This is a genomic window from Guptibacillus hwajinpoensis, assembly GCF_005144865.1.
GTDB classification, from domain to species: Bacteria; Bacillota; Bacilli; order Bacillales; family Guptibacillaceae; genus Guptibacillus; species Guptibacillus hwajinpoensis_A.
In genome coordinates this window covers 95,979-115,985 of record NZ_SWFM01000005.1, presented here as the reverse complement: position 1 = coordinate 115,985, position 20,007 = coordinate 95,979, and the positions used below count along the sequence as shown (strand labels likewise).

At 41.2% G+C, this 20,007-nt stretch carries 22 protein-coding genes; 2 read left to right on the top strand and 20 right to left on the bottom strand.

What is annotated here, in order from left to right:
- Window positions 1-27 precede the first annotated feature (27 nt).
- The 10 genes from FBF83_RS16210 to FBF83_RS16165 form a co-directional block, all read right to left on the bottom strand.
- Window positions 28-1,437, bottom strand: a complete 1,410-nt coding sequence (locus FBF83_RS16210) for a dihydrolipoyl dehydrogenase family protein (protein ID WP_136948191.1) — start codon at window positions 1,435-1,437, stop codon at window positions 28-30.
- Complete coding sequence (locus tag FBF83_RS16205; RefSeq protein WP_136948190.1) at window positions 1,437-2,585, bottom strand: dihydrolipoamide acetyltransferase family protein; 1,149 nt, start codon at window positions 2,583-2,585, stop codon at window positions 1,437-1,439. Before FBF83_RS16205 ends, FBF83_RS16210 begins: the two co-directional genes overlap by 1 nt.
- Window positions 2,586-2,600: 15 nt before the next feature.
- The gene (locus FBF83_RS16200) at window positions 2,601-3,596 is read right to left on the bottom strand and encodes an alpha-ketoacid dehydrogenase subunit beta (RefSeq protein WP_276528446.1); all 996 of its coding nucleotides are present in this window, start codon (window positions 3,594-3,596) and stop codon (window positions 2,601-2,603) included.
- A complete protein-coding gene (gene pdhA / locus FBF83_RS16195) occupies window positions 3,593-4,660 on the bottom strand; it encodes a pyruvate dehydrogenase (acetyl-transferring) E1 component subunit alpha (protein ID WP_136948189.1) in 1,068 nt (355 codons plus the stop codon). Before pdhA ends, FBF83_RS16200 begins: the two co-directional genes overlap by 4 nt.
- 24 nt (window positions 4,661-4,684) lie before the next feature.
- Complete coding sequence (locus FBF83_RS16190) at window positions 4,685-5,785, bottom strand: Glu/Leu/Phe/Val dehydrogenase dimerization domain-containing protein (RefSeq protein ID WP_420875141.1); 1,101 nt, start codon at window positions 5,783-5,785, stop codon at window positions 4,685-4,687.
- Between the two features lie 26 nt (window positions 5,786-5,811).
- Entirely contained in the window at window positions 5,812-6,207 is a 396-nt protein-coding gene (locus FBF83_RS16185) for a thioesterase family protein (protein ID WP_136948187.1), read from the bottom strand.
- A 152-nt stretch (window positions 6,208-6,359) separates the two neighbouring features.
- Window positions 6,360-7,154 (bottom strand): ABC transporter ATP-binding protein, encoded by a 795-nt coding sequence (locus tag FBF83_RS16180; protein WP_136948186.1) that lies wholly within the window; start codon window positions 7,152-7,154, stop codon window positions 6,360-6,362.
- Entirely contained in the window at window positions 7,120-8,154 is a 1,035-nt protein-coding gene (locus tag FBF83_RS16175; RefSeq protein WP_136948185.1) for an ABC transporter permease, read from the bottom strand. Before FBF83_RS16175 ends, FBF83_RS16180 begins: the two co-directional genes overlap by 35 nt.
- 100 nt (window positions 8,155-8,254) lie before the next feature.
- Entirely contained in the window at window positions 8,255-9,223 is a 969-nt protein-coding gene (locus FBF83_RS16170; protein ID WP_240688140.1) for an ABC transporter substrate-binding protein, read from the bottom strand.
- Between the two features lie 229 nt (window positions 9,224-9,452).
- Window positions 9,453-10,424 (bottom strand): NAD(P)H-dependent flavin oxidoreductase, encoded by a 972-nt coding sequence (locus FBF83_RS16165; RefSeq protein WP_136948183.1) that lies wholly within the window; start codon window positions 10,422-10,424, stop codon window positions 9,453-9,455.
- Window positions 10,425-10,556: 132 nt separating this feature from the next.
- On the opposite strand from FBF83_RS16165, the gene FBF83_RS16160 reads away from it, so the two are divergent.
- Window positions 10,557-11,087, top strand: coding sequence for a gamma carbonic anhydrase family protein (locus FBF83_RS16160; protein ID WP_136948182.1), 531 nt, complete (start codon window positions 10,557-10,559; stop codon window positions 11,085-11,087).
- A 33-nt stretch (window positions 11,088-11,120) separates the two neighbouring features.
- On the opposite strand, the gene paaX is transcribed toward FBF83_RS16160, so the two are convergent.
- The 10 genes from paaX to FBF83_RS16110 all read right to left on the bottom strand — a co-directional run bounded on the left by paaX (window position 11,121) and on the right by FBF83_RS16110 (window position 19,560).
- Entirely contained in the window at window positions 11,121-12,014 is an 894-nt protein-coding gene (gene paaX / locus FBF83_RS16155) for a phenylacetic acid degradation operon negative regulatory protein PaaX (RefSeq protein WP_136948181.1), read from the bottom strand.
- Window positions 12,015-12,108: 94 nt separating this feature from the next.
- Window positions 12,109-12,885: an enoyl-CoA hydratase-related protein gene (locus FBF83_RS16150; RefSeq protein ID WP_136948180.1), complete on the bottom strand. Its 777-nt coding sequence runs from the start codon at window positions 12,883-12,885 to the stop codon at window positions 12,109-12,111.
- Window positions 12,886-13,032: 147 nt separating this feature from the next.
- Window positions 13,033-13,806, bottom strand: a complete 774-nt coding sequence (locus tag FBF83_RS16145; protein WP_136948179.1) for an enoyl-CoA hydratase-related protein — start codon at window positions 13,804-13,806, stop codon at window positions 13,033-13,035.
- A gap of 20 nt (window positions 13,807-13,826) precedes the next feature.
- Window positions 13,827-14,147 carry an EthD family reductase gene (locus FBF83_RS16140; RefSeq protein ID WP_048313168.1) on the bottom strand — a complete coding sequence of 107 codons (321 nt, stop codon included), beginning with the start codon at window positions 14,145-14,147 and terminating at the stop codon, window positions 13,827-13,829.
- Between the two features lie 25 nt (window positions 14,148-14,172).
- Window positions 14,173-14,646 carry a 1,2-phenylacetyl-CoA epoxidase subunit PaaD gene (gene paaD / locus FBF83_RS16135; protein ID WP_136948178.1) on the bottom strand — a complete coding sequence of 158 codons (474 nt, stop codon included), beginning with the start codon at window positions 14,644-14,646 and terminating at the stop codon, window positions 14,173-14,175.
- A gap of 17 nt (window positions 14,647-14,663) precedes the next feature.
- A complete protein-coding gene (gene paaC / locus FBF83_RS16130; protein WP_136948177.1) occupies window positions 14,664-15,443 on the bottom strand; it encodes a 1,2-phenylacetyl-CoA epoxidase subunit PaaC in 780 nt (259 codons plus the stop codon).
- Entirely contained in the window at window positions 15,443-15,784 is a 342-nt protein-coding gene (gene paaB, locus FBF83_RS16125; protein WP_136948176.1) for a 1,2-phenylacetyl-CoA epoxidase subunit PaaB, read from the bottom strand. Before paaB ends, paaC begins: the two co-directional genes overlap by 1 nt.
- Window positions 15,777-16,742 carry a 1,2-phenylacetyl-CoA epoxidase subunit PaaA gene (gene paaA / locus FBF83_RS16120; protein ID WP_136948175.1) on the bottom strand — a complete coding sequence of 322 codons (966 nt, stop codon included), beginning with the start codon at window positions 16,740-16,742 and terminating at the stop codon, window positions 15,777-15,779. Before paaA ends, paaB begins: the two co-directional genes overlap by 8 nt.
- A gap of 124 nt (window positions 16,743-16,866) precedes the next feature.
- A complete protein-coding gene (locus FBF83_RS16115) occupies window positions 16,867-18,393 on the bottom strand; it encodes a fatty acid--CoA ligase family protein (RefSeq protein ID WP_136948174.1) in 1,527 nt (508 codons plus the stop codon).
- 177 nt (window positions 18,394-18,570) lie between these two features.
- The gene (locus tag FBF83_RS16110; RefSeq protein WP_136948173.1) at window positions 18,571-19,560 is read right to left on the bottom strand and encodes a lipoate--protein ligase; all 990 of its coding nucleotides are present in this window, start codon (window positions 19,558-19,560) and stop codon (window positions 18,571-18,573) included.
- 170 nt (window positions 19,561-19,730) lie between these two features.
- Between FBF83_RS16110 and FBF83_RS16105 the strand changes: the two genes are divergently transcribed.
- Window positions 19,731-19,925 (top strand): hypothetical protein, encoded by a 195-nt coding sequence (locus tag FBF83_RS16105; protein WP_136948172.1) that lies wholly within the window; start codon window positions 19,731-19,733, stop codon window positions 19,923-19,925.
- Window positions 19,926-20,007 lie beyond the last annotated feature (82 nt).

Below are 20,007 nucleotides of genomic sequence, written 5' to 3'. Positions count from 1 at the left end.
ACAAAAAGCGCTCACTTGGGAGCGCTTCTACTGATTAACATTATATTCAATAGCTCTTGTCTTCTTTTCAATTGTTAGATCAACTGTTTCTGACCAGAGTTCACCAAAACCAGGATGAGGAGAATAAGGATAACTGAAATCTTCATCCCTCCCTGCCATTTCCAATGCTAACGTTGCCTTTTCAATCAGCTCAACTGCTCCAGCTCCAATAGCATGAAAACCAAGAAGAAGATGACTTTCTTTATCTCGAATCACTTTTACAACACCTTCTGTTTGTCGAAGCAAGCTAGCGTATCCATTTGCTCGCATAGGACTGCTCTCAGCAATCACTTGATAACCTGCTTCTGTAGCTTCTTTTTCAGTTAGACCAACTGTTGCTAGTGGAGTTTGAGTTTGGATGATTGTAGGCATACATTCAAGTGCAAATGCAGCAGCTACACCACAACAATGATCTGCAGCTGTCTTGCCCTGTTTAATTGCCTTAATAGCTAAAGCTGGCCCATCTGTTATATCTCCACAGGCATAAATTCTTGAAATTGAGGTTTCACAAGTTTCATTTATTCTAATATAGTTCCCTTTTACCTCAATACCTCCCTGCTCTAAACAGAGGGACTCAATGTTACTTATTCTTCCTGCTGAATAAGCGATCTTATCTGCTTGTACTTCAAATCGCTCCCCTGTTGATTTTATTCCTTCAAAAAAGAGGTTTTCATTGGTCACCACATTACATTCTGAAGCACCAGTAATCACTCGGATTTTCTGTTTTTTCAACTGTCTTTGCAACTCTCTTTTGATCGTTTCGTCGATGTCACCGATGAGTGAGTCACATTCCGTAACAACCGTAACCTCTGCTCCTAGAGCTTTGAACGTACTTGCTGCTTCTATAGACATATAGTCTCCGCCATAGATCACAAGACGACGAGGAACAGAAGGCACCGTATAAAGCTGTTCGACAGAAATGACGCCAGGAATGTCTTCAGAAAGAAAATGAGGAACTTTTGGACGACTACCCGTTGCAATAATCACGTGTTCGAAGGTCCATACTTCAAATTTCTCCCCTTGCTCTACACCCAACCTTTCGCTAGATAGAAAGGAGGCGCTACCTTTTACACACTCAATTTTGTTTGATTTAAAGCGCATTTCCAGCCCTTTTTCTAATGTCTCAATGGTAGCTGCTTTTTCATTGTGCCACTGTTGCATAGAAAATTCTGCGGCCATGGTGACCCCTGGGGCTGAATCCCACATTTTTCTTGCTGATATCGCAAGTAATTTTGATGGGATACACCCGCTATGTAAACATTCCCCACCAGACCGTGATCGATCAACAAGCGTAACATCTCTGCCGTGTTGAGCAGCACGTAGAGCCGCTTCATATCCTGCTGGTCCTGCACCAATTACAACAACATCTTTTTCGTGAATAATTTCTCCAACTACCATCACACAAGCTCCGTTAAGAGTAATGATGGATGTTCAATTAGTTCAATGATGCGATTTGTAAAACGCATGGATGTACCTCCGTCTGTTATTCGATGATCAAACGTCATAGAAAGATTCATCATTGAGCGAATGACGATTTCATCTTCATCTGTCACGACGGGCCTTTTTTTCGTTTTATGGAAAGCCAACAGAGCTACCTCAGGGTAATTAATAATTGGCGTAGCTCCAGTGCTCCCAAGCGGACCAGCGTTGCTAATCGTGAACGTTCCAGATGAAAGATCTTCTCTTCCTAGCTCGTTTTTCAATGCTCGTTCGCGTAACTGCTTCATCTTCACATGTATCTCCTGAATGGAGAGGCGGTCGCAGTGATGGATGACGGGTACAATTAGTCCTTCATCTGTATCGGTTGCAATTCCAATATGAATGTCCTTCTTCAAATAAATAAGACTTTCTTCTTCACGTAATTCTGAATTAAAAACGGAAAAGTCCTTCAGTGCTACACATACTGCTTTAATATAAAAAGCTGCAACTGACAGTGAAATGCCACGTTTCTCTGCTAACATGTTCTTAATTTCAAGTACATTCGTTACATCTACTTCATCAAAATGAGTAACGTGCGGAATGGTCTGAACTGATTTCGTCATTTTAGCAGCTATTTGTTTACGTCTAGAAGTGAATGGTATGGAATCGGACTCGGCTTCTTTCTTTTCTTTATGACTTGGAAGAGGTTCCGGCTGTGCTGCATGGTTCAGTCCAATATACTTCATTACGTCTTCATCTAAGATGCGCCCTGCTGGACCGCTCCCTTTTATGGTTTCGATGTCAATACCATTTTCTCGAGCTATCTTTCTCGTGAATGGCGCAGCTAGTATTCTTGTAGACTTATTTATTTTGGTTTTCACTTCGTTTGCCCGCTCAATGGGAGAAATCGTCAGGAGAACCCCTCCCACTTCAATAACATCACCCGGAGAAACAAAGATGCTCTCAATTCTTCCAGCAAACGGTGATGGAAGCTCAGCTGTTACTTTATCTGTTTGAACTTCAACTAGGGGTTGATCAACCGTAACATGATCCCCAGCATTTACGAGAATCTGAACAATTTCCCCTTCTGACATTCCTTCTCCTATATCATGTAGCTTTACTTCCATATTAGTTCTACCTCCTTAGAAACGAACAGTTTCTTCTATAGCACGAACTACTTTTTTCTCATCCGGAAGATAGTCATCTTCAAGTGTAAAAAGAGGGACTGGCGTATCGTATCCAGTAACCTTTTTAATTGGAGCCTTCATGTAAAGGAAAGACGTATCATTAATAATTGTAATTACTTCGCTACCAACGCCACCAGAAGAAGGAGCTTCATGGATAATCACTGCTCTTCCTGTTTTCTGAACCGATTCAGCAATCATTTCTTTATCGAGAGGGTATAATGTCCGAAGGTCTATCACATCACATTCTATTCCGTTTTTAGCTGCTGTTTCAGCCGCCTTTTCAGCAACCCTCACCATTGCACCCCAAGCAAAGATCGATACATCTTCACCCTTGCGTCGCCTGAACGCTTTTCCCAGTGGAATGGTATAACTTCCTGTTGGCACATCACCTTTGCCTGATCGATACATTTTCATGGGTTCAAGAAAGAGAACTGGATCAGGATCTTTTATGCTGCTAATGAGAAGTCCTTTTGCATCATGCGGTGTAGAGGGGACAACCACTTTCAAACCTGGTATGTGCGTGAAAAGCGCTTCTGTACTATCACTATGAATTTCGGGTGCTCTCACACCGGCACCATAAGGAACTCTTATTGTTAATGGCACCGTATAGCGGCTTTGGGTTCTCGTTCGAATTCTAGTAGCATGTGTAATCAACTGATTAAAACCTGGATAAATAAAACCTAGAAACTGAATTTCTACTACAGGTTTAAAACCGTTCATCGCAAGACCTATTGATGTCCCAATTAAGCCTGATTCAGCAAGAGGCGTATCAATAACTCGTTCATCACCAAATAGTTCGAATAAACCATTCGTAGCTCTGAAAACCCCACCATTTCGACCTACGTCTTCACCAATGACAAGAGTAGATTCGTCTTCTTCAAGCATCACTTTTAGCGCCTCGGTAATGGCTTGCACCATTGTCATCTTTTTCATATTCACAGCGATACTCATGCTTTCTCGCTCCCTTCATGAAAAAAGCGCTGCTTCTGTTCTTGAACTGGCCAAACTTCAGTCCCGAACACATGATCAAACATAAGGGCTGCATCTGATTTATGTGTTTTCTCCATTTCGCTAACAGCCTCATTTAACCTTTTTTCTGCATTTGTTTTTACTTTAATCTCCCACTCAGGATCAAACGCATCGTTTGCTTTAAGAAAACGTTCGATTCTTGTAATCGGATCATCACGCTCTCTTCTTCGTTCACTCTCACTCTGATCCCGATATTTCGAAGGCTCATCTGTCGTTGTATGAGCACCGTAGCGCCATGTCACGGCCTCGATAAGTGTTGGTCCATTACCGCTTCTCGCTCTTTCAACTGCTTTCATTGTTTCGTTATAGACAGCAAACACATCATTTCCATCGACTCGAACGCCAGGCATATCATAGGCAAGAGATTTCTGAGCGATCGTTTTAGTATTCATCTGTCTCTCAAGTGGGACGCTAATTGCATAGCCATTGTTTTGGTTTAAAAACACGACTGGAATTTGGAACACACTTGCAAAGTTTAATCCTTCATGAAAATCTCCTTCTGACGTAGCTCCATCACCAAAGTAAACGAGCGATACTCTGTCGCTCCCTTTTTTCTTCTCAGCCCATGCCGTTCCTGTGGCGTGAAGAATTTGAGAGGCGATTGGCACAGACGGTGGGAAAATATGCTTACCGGGTGGTGGCACACATCCTTCTATACACCCTTTCCAATACAGAAAAATATTCTCAAGTGAATGTCCAAAGGCTGCTGTTGCTGCATGATCTCGATACGTAGGAAACATCCAATCTCCATCTTCAAGGGCTAGAGCACTACCTATTTGAGATGCCTCCTGTCCTTCGAATGGAGCGTATGTGCCGATTCTCCCCTGACGTTGGAGATTTACAGCCTTTTGATCAAAGAGACGGGAAAATGTCATATGTTCATAAAAACGCTTTGCGTTTTCAACTGTGACATGTGAATTTTCTTCGCATTGTTTTCCCTCTCCATCAACAAGCTGAACGAGTGGAAATTGATCGGATATATCCATAAAAAACCCTCCTCTCATTTCGTATTATGAACGTACAGTCCACTTACCAGGTTTCTTGTGTGCAAAGAAACTATTTCTTTTCTTTCGACTTTCAATACGTTGCTCGCAAAACAGGTTGGCTGCTTTAATAGTGGAAATCGAATGAGCGTCTGCCTGCTCAAAAATAGTAAAAAGAGTATCGTAAATTGCTTTTGTTTTTTGAAGAACTCGCATCGGATTAGGAGAATAAAGTTCATCAGATACCTGAATTAATCCACCGCTGTTCACGATATAATCAGGTGCATAGAGAATACCCCGCTCATTTAACTGATCACCGTGTTCTGTTGTGAGAAGCTGATTATTAGCAGAACCTACAACGGCTCGAACTTTCAACTTATGAATCGTCTGATCATTAATGACGCCACCAAGTGCACAAGGAACAAATACATCTGCATCCGCTTCATAGATCTCATTTCCAGAAACAACCTTTACGCCACGATTAAGCTCTATCGCCCTCTGAATCAAACGGTCGATCGCATGTCGATTGATATCTGAAACAACAAGATCTCCCCCATTCTCAAGGAGCATTTCTGCTACTTTAAAACCTACTTTGCCAAGTCCTTGAATTGCATATGTTCTACCGCCAAACTCCTCTGATCCAAAAACCGTTTTATTCGTAGCTTGAATTCCATATAGTACTCCTTTAGCGGTCGGAATTGATGAATCCCCACTTCCGCCATATTCTTCAGGAACACCAACAATGCAACTGCTCTCCCTTAATGAATGTACGAAATTATCAGGCGTCGTCCCCATATCAGTACCTGTATAGAATCGTCCATTTAATGATTCCACGAATTGTCCAAACGCACGAAACAACTCAGGCGTACGATCTCTAAGTGGGTCACCGATAATGACTGCTTTTCCTCCACCAAAGTCCACATCTGCTGCTGCACATTTATACGTCATGCCCTTTGAAAGCCTTAAAACATCTTCAAGCGCATCATCAACTGTTTCATATGGCCTCATTCGACAGCCACCTAACGCGGGACCAAGCGTTGTATTATGTATGGCGATGATTGCCCTTAGCCCCGTATCCGCATCATTGCAAAATAGTACCTGTTCGTGCTCTGCTATTCGATCAAACACGATTTTCACCCCTTTTATGAAATCGCTTACATTTTCGCTCTTTCTAATTTATTATTGATTTCTTTCTTCGACAGAATAAACTGAATCACTTTGCCGGTGCCGATAATATCAGTGCCCCTCCGTACGTCTACTCTACTCATTACTGACTTGTGAGTAAGCTCAGTAATAGTGGCAATGACTTCTATTGACTGTCCAGAACAAGCTGGTCCGAGATGTTTCACCTCTACTCCGCCACCTATCCCCTCTTCTTCATCTTCAAGGTAAGGTAGAATAAGCTGTCTTGCTGCCCATTCCATATGATAAACCATCGACACTGTTGAATAGGCCGGGTGAATCACTTCTCCCTCAAATTGTGCATACATGTCGGGTGTTACTTCCGCTTGAATAACGGCCTTTTGTCCAACCGAAATTCCACTTTTCATCTGTTTCACCCCATACTCATCACACTTAAATATATGACGTTTATTTAACGATATAATAACATCACGTATAATGACAGTCAATTAATTGTCAAAAAATTACGATCTTTCGCCGAAGAAAAACCAACCAGCTACCGCCAATTGGTTTTACATCATTATCCCAGAAGTGCTCGATCACTCGTCATTTTAGAACCTTTAATTCGTTGGAATTCATGAAGCAACGCTTCAATGGTTAAGTTCTGTTTGTCTTCTCCGTCTACTTCTAGAATGATTCTACCACTGTCCATCATGATCAATCGATTTCCAAGATCAAGTGCTTGCTGCATATTGTGTGTCACCATCAGAGTGGTCAGTTGCGTGCGTTCAACAATTTCACCTGTAAGTTTGGTAATCAAAGCTGCTCTCGCTGGATCAAGGGCAGCTGTATGCTCATCGAGTAGCAACATTTTAGGTTCAGTAAAAGTTGCCATTAAAAGAGAAAGTGCCTGCCTCTCCCCCCCTGAAAGTAAACCAACCTTTGCTGACAAACGATCTTCAAGACCTAGATAGAGTGTTTCCAATGCTTCTTGAAATGTTGTTCTTAGCTTCTTGGTTACACCCTTCATCAATGTTCTTCTTCGATTTCGGTTGTAAGCAAGTGCGAGATTCTCTTGAATTGTCATAGACGGCGCCGTTCCCGCCATCGGATCCTGAAAAACGCGCCCAATTAATCGAGACCTTTTATACTCTGGTAAGTTCGTAATCTTCCTATCATCTATGAACACCTCTCCAACATCAGGAGTCAATACACCTGAAATCATATTCATAAGAGTCGATTTACCTGCACCATTGCTGCCAATCACAGTAACAAAATCTCCTGGTTTAAGCGTTAAGTTAATGTCTTCAAGCGCAATTTTCTCATCTAGTGTGCCTTCGTTAAATACTTTGTGAATTTGATTTAGTTGAAGCATACTCTTCACCTCCCTTTTTCATTTCATTAATTTTCATTTCTTGCTGGAGACGTTTTTTCTTCTTTCGAATTCGTTCTTTTTGTCCATCAATTAATTGAGGCAATACGAGAGCTGCAATAACGATCACAGCAGTAATCAGCTTCATGTCACCTGTTTCAAGAAAGTCTACTCGGAGAGCAAGGCTGACAACGATGCGATATACAATGGCCCCACCTACTACAGCGAAAGTTGTCACAGCGATCGTTTTTGTACCAAAAATCGCCTCTCCAATAATGACAGAAGCAAGACCAATAATAATCATCCCAATTCCCATTCCAACATCTGCAAAAGAACTATACTGAGCAATGAGCGCACCTGCAAGAGCGACAAGTGCATTTGATAGACCAAGTCCAAGAATCGTCAGCTGATCTGTATTCGCTGAGAAACTCCGAATCATTCGTTTATTGTCCCCTGTCGCACGAAGCGCAAGACCAATTTGGGTGCGTAGAAATAAGTCTGTGATAATTTTGATAAGCGCAGTTACGACCAACATGCTAATTAAGACTGACCAGGTCGACGTTAGGTTCTGAAGACCGATTGCTGCTGCCATGCTTCCAAATAGGGCATCCAAACCTGTTGAGGTGAAAAAAACTTCTATCTTTGTAAAAACAGATTCTTCATTTAGTAGAGGAACATTCGACCTTCCCATTATCCTTAGATTAATAGAGTAGAGAGCAATCATCATTAAAATACCTGCTAGTAGTGGATTAATCTTCCCTTTCGTATGAAGAAGCCCCGTTACACACCCTGCTAGAAACCCCGCTGCGATTGCTAGCAATGTTGCAAAGAATGGATTTGTTCCATTCACAATTAATATCGCAGCAATAGCCGCCCCAGTGACGAAGCTTCCATCAACCGTTAAGTCTGGAAAATCAAGAATGCGAAAAGATAAATACACACCGAGTGCCATAATGGCATATATAATTCCAGATTCTACTGCACCAAACATCGCTGAGCTCATGCAAAATCCCTCCTAATCCGTTTCATTTACCTCCCCTTAAGGGACCTTTCCTCAAAAAAGGTTCGAAAAAGAAGATACCCTCTTTTTCGAACCTGTCAATTTACTCCGTATATTCCCCCATCTCTTCCCATTCTGACTTCACTTCGATACCCATTTCTTCTGCTGCTTTTTTGTTCATCTTAAGCTTTAGATTCTGTGGATACTGAACTGGCATATCTGCAGCTGTTGCTTCACCCTTAAGGATCTTCGCTGCCATTTGTCCTGCTTCATATCCAATATCTTTGTAGTCAAAACCATATGCTGCAAATGCGCCACGATTAACCGAATCGAATTCTCCGGCAAACATTGGAATGTCTTTATCATTTGCTACACTAATGACTGATTCGAGAGCAGATACTACAGTGTTGTCTGTTGCAATGTAGATAACATCTACTTTACCAACAAGAGCTTCAGCAGCCTGTTTAACTTCAGCCGAGGTTGAGACGCTCTTCTCAACCGCCTTCATCCCCTTACTATTTAAAGCTTCCTTCACGATTTCAACCTGCGCAACTGAATTTTGTTCGCCAGCGTTGTAAATTAATCCAACATTCTTAGCTTTAAATTCGTTAGCAATAAATTCGATCGTTTTGGGAATAGCTTCAGGGTGTGTATCCGTTGTTCCTGTAATGTTCTCTCCTGGTTTATCAAAGGATTCAACTAGCTTCGCACCAACTGGATCCGTAACAGATGTGAATATAATCGGAATTTCTGATGTTGCATTTAATGCTGACTGTGCACTCGGTGTAGAGTTAGCGAAAATAAGATCTACTTCATCTCCTACTAAGTTTTGAGCGATTGTGTTACTGTTGTTCATATCGTTCTGTGCGTTTTGAATATCATATGTAACGTTATCGCCTTCTTTAAAACCGTTCTCTTCAAGAGCCATTTTAAATCCTTCAAATGCAGCATCGAGCGAAGGGTGTTCAACAATTTGCGTAACCCCGATCGTATAAGATTTCTTACTTTCTCCACCATCGCTGCTTTCCGAGTTAGACGAAGTACTATTTGATCCACACCCCGCAAGAGCCATTACGCTAACAAGAGATATTCCAACCCACTTTTTCCAGGATTTCACACGCCTGTCCTCCCCCAGATAAGTTATTACACTTATCTTTTTCATATTTTCCTATACACCACTGAGCACTTATTCATCCGGCATATTGTATCGTTATGGTACACTTGCAAATCTAGCTTGTCAACGAGATGTCAAATAATTATAACTATTTTATATTTTCGGAAATATTATTGTGAAATAGGAGTTATAAACCCTTTTGCATTAATGTGTTAAAATTGGAAGATAGATTCTCAAAGATCCCTGTTGCTTCCCCTATCATCTCGTCAAATAGCTCCTTTACCGTAGGAGTAGATGTCAATAATCCACTAATTTGCCCACCATTAATAAAACCCTCATCAAGTCGTCCCTCAATCGCGCCAATTCTGTGCTTGTTTTCATCAGTCATTGCTGCAAAGTTATCCGTATCAATACCATTCAACTCTGCTTTTAACAAGCGATCGGAGTACTCTGTCTTCAACACCCTGCGGACCTTTCCTACACTACGACCAATAATGACTGTTCCAGTGTCGTTTGCTTCCATAAGCTTTGCTAAATAGCGCTCATGATACGGAGAATCTTTTGTTGCCACAAGCCTCGTTCCCATTTGCACTCCTTTTGCACCAAGAGCAAAAGCAGCAGCTAGTCCTCGTCCATCTCCAACACCACCTGCTGCAATGACAGGGATTGATACATTTGCAACTAGTTGAGGAATTAAGGTCATTGTTGTTAGCTCAAGAGGTGAGTTAATACCTGCGGCTTCATAACCCTCACCAACGATTAGATCAGCTCCAGCTTCTTCTGCTTTTCTGGCATGCTTAACACTTGCTGTGACACAAATAACTTTTATACCGTTTTGTTTAAAAAAAGGTATAAAAGGTGCAGGATTTCCTGCAGATAGGGATACAACTGGAACAACGTGTTTCACTGCTAACTCACACATCTCTTTAAAATTTGTTGTCACGGTGATTGGAATATTAAGGGCGAATGGTTTAGAAGTTCGATTCCTCATATCAAGCAGAAGTTCTTCCACTTCATCTGACCCCATTGTTCCTGTTCCAATTGTTCCAAGACCTCCCGCTTCTGACACAGCAGCAGCTAGAATAGGACTCGAGATATTCCCCATTCCACCCTGGATAATCGGGTACCGAATCGAAAGTAATTCACAAACACAATTCATCTATTATTCTCCTTCCTTTTTATATAACGATAAACAAACGATATAACTTATTCGTGTTATACTTATTTATAACATTCAAAAAAGACCTATCATATTCCTGCATTAAGTTAATGGAAAGGGGAGCAATTTTTTATGTTAATTTCGTATCAAGGAATTGAACCAGTAATTAATGAGGATGTATTTATTGCACCAGGTGCCAAAATCATTGGCGATGTGCGAATTGGAGCAGAATCTAGCGTATGGTTTAATGCCGTTCTTCGAGGAGACGAAGCACCCATCGTGATTGGTAACGCATGTAATATTCAAGACAACTGCACCTGTCATTTGTTCGAGGGTTATCCTCTTGTATTAGAAGACGAAGTATCAGTAGGACATAATGCTATACTTCATGGTTGTACAATTAGGAAAGGTGCTTTAATTGGGATGGGAGCGATTATACTTGATGGAGCAGAGATTGGAGAAGGATCACTAATCGGAGCAAATACGCTCATCCCTTCCGGCAAGAAAATACCACCAAACTCGATGGTTCTTGGATCACCCGGTAAAGTTATCAGAGAATTATCTGATAGGGACAGAGAACTTATTAGACTAACTATTGAAACATATAAGACAAAAGGGAAAGAATTTAAAGAGCAATCTCACACCGTAAGTGAAGTAAAATAGAAAAAGAAGGAACGGGGCTCCCGTTCCTTCTTTCTATGGTCGGTCAATTAATAGTGGATGTTGTAATGCATCGTACCCATTGTCCTTATTTGTTAATTCATTTCCTTCTTTAAAAACCTCTTCAAAGAATTGAGACGATGGCTTAGCAAGCGTTTTGTAATAATCACTAAATAACCTCGCAGCATGTTCACCTGGCCATTCATCAGGAAGCAATTCCGTTGGAAGACCTGGATCTATGAACAAGAATTTCCTATATTCATGCACCAGTTTTGCTCGTTCTACGAAACATTCTCCATCGCTCATCTTACCTTGTTCAATCTTGCTTCGATCAATTACATATCGTTCACTATACATTTTGATAAATTCTCGATACTTATGACTTATTTCGTTCAAATCCCAACATTCATTCACCAGCGCTATGTTTTCATGCGGTCCTTTGTAGTCAGCAATAAAGAAATGAACATGCTCGCTAATATCATATTTCTCAATGAGCAGTTCCACTTGTTCCTCAAGATGATTCGGTGATAGCCACAGACTAGCAGAAGAACTGCCGAACCCACTCCAAACTAATTCTTTACGAAGCTCGTCGCGAATATGTCGCTTTTCTTCAGGAATCGTATAAAGGAACATCCTCCATCTACCGTCCCATTCAGATGGCTGAAGCTTAAAAATTCTTCTTGCTGCTTCATCCATACGCTTTACACCGCGCTCCGTCAGATAATAGAAGCTTTTATTACCTACTTTACGTGATTGCACCCATCCCTGTTTATTCATTCTTGAAATAGCTGCTCGAACTGATTGGTCGTTGTGTCCAAATTCCTTCAAAAGGCGAATAAGACTTCCAATCCAGATCTCATTTCCATAATGTCTAATATATTCTCCATATAAAGTGAAGATCATCGACCTTGTGTTTAAACCTTCATTCATCATCATACCCCCGCTCGTCCTAACGGTATACCGTTAATAACACGTAGCCTAAATATGATGTTATACTACCAGAGCACAACGCTCAACGCAACTTTTACTCGCCCTTAAATTCTGGTTTACGCTTTTCAGCAAACGCCTCAAGCGCTTCCAAACGATCTTTTGTTGGAATCGTAACTTCGTAAGCTTTAGATTCAATAGCCATCCCAGTATGCCGATCCACATTCATACCTTCACGTACTGCGAACTTCGCCTGTTGCACAGCAACAGGTGCATTGCGACAAATTTCAGTAGCGAGCTCTTCACACGTTGTAAGCAACTCTTCTCGATTAACTACACCATTCAATATGCCATATTCATGTGCTTCTTCCGAAGACAGCTTACGAGCTGTTAATACTAACTCCATAGCCTTTGCAGTCCCAATTAATCGAGGAAGTCGCTGGGTTCCACCTGCTCCAGGAATAATACCAAGACTTGTTTCTGTTAGACCCATTTTCGTTCCTTCTACTGCATAACGGAAATCACAGGCAAGCGCTAGTTCAAATCCACCTCCGAATGCGTAGCCATTCAATGCAGCAATCGTTGGTTGCGGCAAAGATTCGACAGCAGTGAAGACCTCACGTATTTTCTTAACATTTCGACGGACTTCACTCTCTGATAACGTTCTTCTTTCTTTTAAATCAGCACCTGCACTGAAAGCCTTTTCACCAGCTCCCATAAAAATAACAGCCCTGACATTGCGATCTGAATAAATGTCATCAACAATTCCTTGCAGAACTGAGAGCGTTTCGAAATTAAAACAATTCAATACATCTGGACGGTTTAATGTAACGTACCCTATGTGATTTTTCACTTCATATGTAACAACAGCCATTTCATTACCTCCTCTAGTATTGTAAGCATAGGAAAGAGCCGGGCAATTGATTGAAATGCGCAATCAACCTCCGCGGCTACTTTCACTCTATAGCATCTATTCTTGATAATCCCCCTGTTTCCTTCTTTTATCTAAGTACCCGTTATCTTAGCTACCCTGAAAGACAGGCTTACGCTTCTCAGCAAATGCCCTAATCCCTTCAGCATGGTCATTCGTTCGCCCTGCCTCACGCTGTGCATTTGCTTCCATATCAAGCACCTGGTCAAGACTATTATCAAAGCTCTTTGAAAAACTCTGTTTTATTAGACCCACAGCTTTCGGTGGAAGTGCCGCAAGACGATTCGCAAATTCTACTATTCCCTTCTCCCACTGTTCATTCGGAATAATCTCGTTAACGAGACCTAATTCCTTCGCTTCAGGTGCATTTACCTTTTCCCCAAGCATTGCAAGCTCCAGCGCCTTCGCGTGGCCTACGAGGCGAGGAAGAAAGTAGGTGCTTCCTGAATCAGGAACGAGTCCTACATGAACAAATGCTTCTATAAAACTAGCACGCTCGTGCGCCAATCGAAAATCACACGCAAGAGCAAGGCTCATGCCCGCACCTGCAGCTACCCCATTAACTGCTGCAACAATTGGCTTACTGGAGGAAACAATTTGTTTTACCATTGGATTATAAGCAGTCCTAAGCATTTCACCATGATCAATTCCTTCTTCTACTCCGTTTAAATCCTGACCGGAGCAAAAAGCTCTACCATTCCCTGTCACTACGATACAGCGGACTTCTTGATCATTTGTAGCTTTCCCAATTGCTTCTGCTACTTCCTGATTCATTTTAAATGTAAACGCATTCAATTTATCTGGTCGATTTAAACGGACCCAGCTTACGTGATCCTTTACCTCGTATTCAATGGTTTCGAACATACCTTTGACACCGTCCCTCATTACTTTGTATTAACTGTTTCGCTAACTTCTTCTCCAATCATTAACGTGACGAGATCGCCTGCAAAGCTCATTAAATCTTTGCCTGATGCTTTACCTTCCTGAGACTTCATCCCCGCCTTCATCGATTCATGATCTTCATAGAACATTTCGCACATTAAATAATAGTCGCTTTTCCCCATTGGTGATCCTACAATTTTTGTAACTTCCATTTTCTTCAGTCCTGGAATTTTCGATGTAATTGGAGCATGCGTATTAAAGTAATGCTCATCAAATTTCTGTGCGTTCTCCGGCTGTTTATACAATGCAATCACTTTTACCATTCTTCATCAACCTTTCTCAAATTAGTTAAATCGATACAGGCTTCATTGCCTCAAATGGGTTTTTACAAGACTTGCAATACAAAATACTTCTACAAGCAGCCGGACCAAAAATATTATCCAGCGTTGTATAAACAGATCCACAGTAAGGACATGGAACTCGCCACTCATCACCTTGATGATTCTCAGGTGGTGCTATCCCAAACTCCTTCAATTCGCTCCTCCCTTTCTCAGAGACACGATCTGTCGTCCAAATGGGATCGCGAATAAATGTTACGGTAACAGATTTCACATCATGAATATCTTCTACAGCGAGCGTCATATCCCTTTTAATGATATCTAGAGCAGGACAACCAGAGAACGTCGGCATTGCATCAATTTCTACATGACGATCGATTATCCGAACAGCATAGACTATCCCCAGTTCCACTACGCTGACTGAAGGGATTTCAGGATCTTTCACTGTTTGAAGAGCCTCCATTACTTGTTCCTCAAGTGTCATAACAACCACCCTTTCATTTACCATTCTGCTGCCGGAATGGATTGATAGACTTCAGAAAGAGTGGCTAACGATGTTGTCAGATGCTTGGTGTGAATACCATTACGGCCATTTCCTTTATTCATCGTCATTGATAAATCGATTTGTTCTTTCTTCTGCAATTCTGTTATCCAGCGTTGTTTGAGTGTTGCTTCACTTTCGATAAGAGATAGTTTAACAATCTGATCTCCTAGTTCGCCATATGAGAAAATCCCATCAAAATTTTCTAGTACGAGTTTAATAGCTTTCTCCATTCGACTTCGTGCTTCAGGAGTACTGTTCATTAACTGGTTAAACCATGTTTCCCAGTGCATCAGATGGTAGCTCATTTCCACTGAAATTTTCTTTGCAATTTGTTGAAGAGGCTCATATGACTCTGTTTTAATTGAATCGAGTCGAATTTTCTTAGCAAGAGTATAAAAGTAATTCCGGACGACAGTGAATCCCCAGTCGTAGTCGGGATTCTCTAGATAAGTTCCTGTTCCATTTGGCAGTTCTAGAATAATGGCGTTATGAAATTTTTCAGGAGGGCGATTGTGTGTGAGTGAATCAGCCTGCCCTTCACCAAGCTCTTCCAACAAAGAATAATAAAGCGTAGCATGCCCCATTAAATCCTGACTAATGGATGAAAAAGCAACATCTTCTTCGATATGTGGAGCAAGACCTATCCATTCAGATCCACGATAAGCCAAGATGAAATCATCGTCTGCAAGCTGATACAATAATTCTATTAAACAATTGCGATACTCACCTGAATCCATTACGTATCCCCTCCCCCCATAATATCTTTTTCAGTAAGCTGCTCCTGTTCATACTGACGCCATTTCTTCTTTAAATACCCGTATCCTTTTGTTTCACGATAATCTTTATTTAGATGCTTCATTGCTTCGCGCTCACTCTGAGACATGCGCTTAATATCATCGCGTTTTACCACCCAAATGTCAGCTACCTGCTCTCGCCTAAAGAAATTTTCTTTTGCCATAATAAACGCAAGATCTCGGTTTGGAGCAAGGAGGCTAAACTGATGTTGTAACGATGAAGTGTCTGTTTTTTTACTAAACACTTCAAAAACTTGATAAAATCCATTTCGCTCCTCACTCATAGCTTCCCACCTCACTCGCCAGCGCGCTCTTCCCTAGTGCTTCTCTTACCCAGTTATTCATTTCATATGAACGTACTCTAAGCGATAATCGTTCCTGTGATTTAGGACCATGACCGGTTACAATCCGCTTAAATTCATTCCAATCTGGTTGAGCATATTTCCATTCACCATCGGCTTCATCGAAGCGGAGCGATTCATCAGGTATCGTTAACCCTAATGCCCAAATTCGTGGAACGTACTTTGTCAGAAATTCCTGTCGCAGCTGTTCATTTGTTTTCGTACGGAGCTTGTAGCGCATATTTTTATCTTGATTTGTATGACCGGTTTCCGCTTTTGATTTAGGTCCAAAGAACATCAATAGTGAGGGCCACCATCTATTTATTGAATCTTGTAATAACTCTCTCTGTTCCTTCGTTCCCTCAGCAAGTGCCATGATAATACTTTCACCATGCTGAGCGTGAAACACTTCTTCAGCGCATATGCGCTTCAAGGCGCGGCCATATGGCCCATACGAAGTTCCAAGCATCATCGTCTGTGAAATAATCGCTGCACCATCCACTAACCAGGCAATAATGCCTGCATCTCCCCATGTCGGTGCCTCCATATGAAAAACATTATGAAATTTAAGCTTTCCGGAAAATAAGTCCTGCATAATGTCATCACGGTTCTTGCCAAGAGGCTCCATTAAGTCTTCAGCTACACGAAGAAGCAGCTGTCCGTGTCCCATTTCATCCTGCACTTTTGCCATAATAGCAAGCTTTCGATGAAGGGTTGGTGCCTTTGGAACCCATTCTTTCTCAGGTAAAGCTCCCATAATTTCACTAATGCCATGCATTGAAATCAAGCGGATCAAGGCTTCACGGTAATCATCTGGCATCCAATCATTAGCTTCAATCTTTTCACCACTATCAATTCGATTCATGAACCGTTCCAACTGATGTTCTGAAGCAACTGTCATTTTACGCACCTCCTATATAACGTTTATTTAACGTCATTATATTTTATTGTTATATAAATATCAAATGTTTTCTGACATTTACCTCCTATAGAAAAAGCTGATCCTATCCGGATCAGCTTTTTCTTCAGACATTAATTTGCTTACGAAGTGCTTTTCTTAGAATTTTACCAGTTGTATTCTTCGGTAACTCTTCAATAAACTCCACAATCGTAGGGCACTTATACTTCGCAAGATGCTCGCTACAGTGCTTCAAAACCTCATCTTCTGTGACAGATTCTTTTAAAACAACAAAAGCTTGTACCGCTTCCCCAAAATTAGGGTCAGGCACACCAACAACCGCCGCTTCTACGATAGCAGGGTGCTGGTATAGAACTTCTTCCACTTCACGCGGATAGACGTTATACCCTCCAACTATGACCATGTCTTTTTTCCGATCCACAATATAGAAGTAACCTTCTTCATCCATTTTCGCCAAATCACCAGTAAAGAGCCAACCTTCTTTAATTGTAACCGCAGTATCTTCAGGCATTTTATAATACCCTTTCATGACATTTGGACCTTTCACCGCAAGTTCTCCTACCGTTCCTACAGGAAGTTCCTGCCCGAGTTCATCAACTACTTTATTAGATACATTTGTAATATTCATGCCGATCGATCCTGCCTTACGTGGACGATCAAGGGGATTAAAGGTTGTAACAGGTGCGGCTTCCGAGAGACCATATCCTTCAGAAATACGCACATTAAATTTCTCCTCAAAACGATGGAGAAGAGCAACTGGCATAGAGGAACCACCAGAGATACATAAACGTATATGTTGAAAATACTCTGCTCGACCTTCGGGGTATTGGTATAGGAAATTGTACATGGTTGGAACGCCTGCGAAAATAGTAGCCTTGTATTTCTCTGAAACACGGAAAACCTCTTGAGGACTAAACTTAGGAAGAATGAGAATTGTGCCACCTGATATGAGTGGTGCATTCATTGAGACCGTCATGCAAAACACGTGGAACATTGGTAATGCGGTTATGACAACATCTTCTGAAGAAATTTGGAGATAAGCTCCTGTATCTGAAGCATTGCTAAATAAGTTGAGGTGAGAAAGCATTGCACCCTTTGGTTGACCTGTTGTACCAGATGTGTAAAGAATAACAGCAAGGTCATCGTCTTCAATTGAAACGTTAGGAACGGGATGGCCAGATTCTTCAACCAATCTTGTAAACGGTTTCAATTTAGTGTTTGAAATAGTCTTTTCTTCTACTCCAGTTCCAGTGTAAGCTACTAACGAAATGTCTGGAAGCTGATGGCTCATCTTCTCAACTAGAGGCAATGCTTGCTCAAGGGTTACAATGGCTTTAACATCTCCATTATGAAGCAAATACCCTATTTCATCTGGTGTGTAGATCGGATTAATAGGTATCACGACAGCTCCGGCTCGTAACGCACCATAATAACCAATTAGGAATTCTGGTGAATTACCAAGAATAAGGGCTACATGATCCCCTTTTTGAATTCCTTCTGAAGAAAGATTTGCCGCAAACGTTGACACCTTGTGATCGAGGTTCTCATATGTAACAGCTTGATGGTCAAAAATGTAGGCAAGTTTATCCGGATAAGTGACTGCCGTCTGTCTTAACTGCTCAGATAAATTCATTCGCTCTCCTCCTGTATGAATGAGTGGTCATTCATTTTTAATTTTCTAAATATATTATATTGGAAGAAAATTCGTCTAGCAAGGGGAACAGAGGAAAGTTCATGAATTAAATAACTAAATACTACCATCTAAAGGGTTAAAAATAAGAAAAGGAGCTGGATATCCAGCTCCTACTCCCTAATAAAGAAGATCTATAAATTCTTCTTTCGTTATTTTTCCGAAATAATGAGAAACATCTACGTCATTGAGCGCATCCTCTAAGGAACCTGGCTCATATCGTACGCCCTGTAAACGTTCTTCTACTTCTTTCACATCGCCCACTCCAAAGAAGTCACCAAAAATAGTGGCTTGTTCAATATAGCCCTTTTTAACTTCAAGACGAGCATCAATGGATCCAATTGGAAAGCGTTTTGAATGCTGGATGTTAAATTTAGGCGAACGGCCATAATTCCAATCCCAGTTCTTATAACGTTCCTCTGCAATCTTGTGGATAGCAGTCCAGTCCTCTTCTTTTAGTGTGTAAGAAGGAATTTCTTCCTCCCCTTCAAAGATATACTGTAGAAGAGTTGCTTTAAACTCTTCTCGTGTCATCTCCTGATCCATGTGTTCACTAATATTTGTCACTCGACTACGAATTGATTTAATCCCTTTGGACTCAATCTTTTCTTTATTGACCTTAAGAGCTTTCACGACATTTTCAAGATTCACATTAAACATCAATGTCCCGTGGCTATACATTCTTCCTTTTGTAGAGAATTGAGCGTTACCTGAAATTTTCTTACCGTTAACAAGAAGATCATTTCGTCCGCTTAGCTCCGCATCAACGCCCAACTTCCCTAGCGCTTTCACCACTGGATCAGTAAATTTTTTATAGTTATGAAAGCTATTCCCGTCGTCCTTCGTAATAATACTAAAGCTCAAGTTACCTTGATCATTATAAACTGCTCCACCACCTGACAGGCGACGAATTACATCTACATCATTCTCACGAATATAACTCGTATCAATTTGTTCAATAGTATTCTGGTTTTTCCCCACAATAACTGTCGGATTCATTGAGTAAAACAAAAGATAGGTTTCCTCAGGATCAAGCTCCTTCAGGATATATTCCTCAATAGCTAGATTGATGCCAGCGTCCATAATGTTCTCATTATCAATATAAAGCATAACGTTACCTCCTGTATGTTCTTCTTCTATTCTAATGAATTGTCGTGACGGAATCAAAACCTGATACTTATGACCCTCGGACAATAGTATTAAAAAATGAAAACCCCCTACCCTTTCTTCCGCTCCTCTTTACGAATATTGTAAGCAAACGTACTTTGAGGAGGAGCATTATGAAAATCGTATATTACGAAAAAGGTGACATCCCCGTAATCGTAGGGGCATCAAACCTTAACTCAAGCCTTACACTCGATCAAATCAAGTCCGAAGGCGAAAAAAAATCAAAAGAACTAGCCAGACTACTAGGACGCGAAATCGGATTCCTAATGGACATGAACGGGAAACTGGACTCAACTTTAGGGGAATAACGAAAAGCGAAGGCGAGCGTTTAGAAACGAAGATATTGGAGCTCTTGAACTGGAACACGTTCTTTGTGTTCCGGTGAAAGAG